Here is a 2,291-nt window from a genome sequence, read left to right as displayed (position 1 = left end):
ACCGGCAACTACCGCCCCTTTTCACCGGAGACCCTCCTGGGCCACCCAGAAATGTGCCCAGACCGACGCCGAAGGCGCCGACCAGTTCCTCACCTTCCTGCTCGGCAAGGAGGTGTTCGCCATGGACATCCGCACCGTGCGCGAAATCATCCAGTTCGGCCCCATGACCACGGTGCCGCTGATGCCTGACTTCGTGCGCGGCGTGATCAACCTGCGCGGTGCCGTGGTGCCGGTGATCGACCTGCACGTGCGCTTCGGTCACGCCGTCACCCAGATTGGCAAGAAGACCTGCATCGTCATCTTTGACGCGGTGCGCGACGGTGAGCGGGTCGAACTCGGGTTGCTGGTGGATGCGGTCAGCGAAGTGATCGAGATACCGGCCGACCAGATCGAGCCCCCGCCGAGTTTCGGTTCCTCCGTTCGGCGCGACTTCATCCAGGGCATGGGCAAGATGGCTGAGCGCTTTGTCATCATCCTCGACCCCGACAAGGCCTTCGACATCAACGAGATGGCGCAGCTGTGCGAGGCCGCCCAGGAATCGGAACCCGTATGACCCCGCTGTGCGACCAGAGCTACCGGCAGATCACGGAGCTGATGCACGAACTGTGCGGCCTGTCGTTTTCCGAGTCGAAACGACCGCTGGTGTCCTCGCGGCTGGCCCCGCGCATCCAGCGGCTGGGGCTGAGCGGTTACCGGGAGTACGCCGCGCTGATTGACAGCCACGACGACCAGGGCGAGCTGCAGGTGGCCATCGACCTGCTGACGACCAACGAGACCTATTTTTTTCGCGAGCCAGCGCACTTCGAGTTGCTGGAGCGCGAGCTGGTGGAAACCCGCCCGCCGGCCGTGTCGGTGTGGAGCGCCGCCTCGTCGTTCGGCGACGAGGCCTACAGCACGGCCATGCTGCTGGCCGACCTGCAGATCAGGAGCCAGATCGGTGCGGGCTGGAGCATCCTGGGCACCGACATCAGCGACCGTGTGTTGCGCAGCGCCGCCCAGGGCATCTATCCCGAAGAGCGGCTGCGCCACGTGAGTCCCGAGCGCCTCAAACGCCATTGCCTGCGTGGCGAGGGCGATTCGGAAGGCCTGGTGCAGATCAAGGACAAACTGCGCGAGCACGTGCGCTTCGGCCAGGTCAACCTGTGCCGGCCGATCGAAGGCCTGGGGCCGTTCGATGTGGTCTTCCTGCGCAACGTGCTGATCTATTTCGACCCGCCCACCAAGAGCGCGGTGGTGGACCGTGTGCTGGCACATCTGCGACCGGGCGGCCTGTTCTTCATTGGCACCGCCGAGGGCCGTGTGCCCTGCAAGACGCCACTGCAGACGCTGGCCCCTGGCGCCTTCCGCAAGGTGTCGGCGTGAGCAAAAGCCTGGCGCTCGCAGTGGCGGCACGTGCCGCCGTGCGGGCGCCCGCGCCGCACCTGCGCGTGCACACGCTGCACCCCGGACAGGTGGCGTTTGCCGAGCGTGGCGAGCAGTTGACGACCCTGCTGGGTTCCTGCGTGGCCGTGATCCTGACCGACGCGCGGCGCACGTTTGGCGCCATGTGCCACATCGTGCACGCGGGCACGCCGGTCCATGCGCACCAGGACAGCTGTGCCTACGGGCCGCTCGCACTGTCCGCGATGGACGCGATTCTGCTGGCGCGGGGCATCACGCCGAAGATGTGCCTGGCCTATGTGTACGGCGGGGGCAACATGTTTCCGCAGCTCTATCCCCGGCGCAGTGTGGGTGACAGCAACGCGGGCTGGGTGCTGGACGCCCTGGCCGAGCGCGGGGTGCAGGTGCTGCTGCAGGACCTCGGGGGCGAGGTCTACCGGCGCCTGGTGTGGACCGTCGGGCCCGAAGAGCCGCAAGTGACCAGTGTGCTGGTCTGAGGAAACGTGATGTCAGTCAAGGTGTATGTGGTGGACGACTCGGCGGTGGTGCGGCAGACGCTGATGCACCTGATCAAGGACGACCCCGCGATCGAACTGCTGGGCAGCGCGCCCAACCCGCTCATCGCCGGCCCGGCGATCCGCAAGAACCGGCCCGACGTGCTGCTGCTGGACATCGAGATGCCCGGCATGGACGGCCTGACCTTCCTGCGCCAGATCATGGAGGAGTCGCCGATCCCCACGGTGATCTGTTCGACCCTGACCACCGACGGCAGCCGTATGGCGCTGGACGCGCTGGCCGCCGGTGCGGTGGCGGTGGTGGCCAAGCCGCGCCTGGGGCTCAAGCAGTTCCTCGAAGAATCGCGGCGCGAGCTGCTGCAGAAGCTCAAGACGGCGGCGCGCTCGCTCCCCCGC

The 2,291-nt window shown here is 67.0% G+C and carries 4 protein-coding genes; all 4 read left to right on the top strand.

What is annotated here, in order from left to right; all coding sequences use genetic code 11:
* Positions 1-553: chemotaxis protein CheW (locus ACR2JA_RS10305; RefSeq protein WP_434008994.1), on the top strand; the 553-nt coding region annotated here is incomplete at its 5' end.
* Positions 550-1,362, top strand: a complete 813-nt coding sequence (locus ACR2JA_RS10300) for a CheR family methyltransferase (RefSeq protein WP_434008993.1) — start codon at positions 550-552, stop codon at positions 1,360-1,362. The genes ACR2JA_RS10305 and ACR2JA_RS10300, both read left to right, overlap by 4 nt.
* Positions 1,359-1,877: a chemotaxis protein CheD gene (locus tag ACR2JA_RS10295; protein WP_434008992.1), complete on the top strand. Its 519-nt coding sequence runs from the start codon at positions 1,359-1,361 to the stop codon at positions 1,875-1,877. Before ACR2JA_RS10300 ends, ACR2JA_RS10295 begins: the two co-directional genes overlap by 4 nt.
* A 9-nt stretch (positions 1,878-1,886) precedes the next feature.
* On the top strand, positions 1,887-2,291 hold a 405-nt coding region (locus ACR2JA_RS10290), incomplete at its 3' end, for a response regulator (protein WP_434008991.1).

It is taken from the genome of Hydrogenophaga sp. (genome assembly GCF_051007235.1).
Taxonomy (GTDB): domain Bacteria; phylum Pseudomonadota; class Gammaproteobacteria; order Burkholderiales; family Burkholderiaceae_C; genus Hydrogenophaga.
This window is presented reverse-complemented; position numbering and strand designations above follow the sequence as displayed.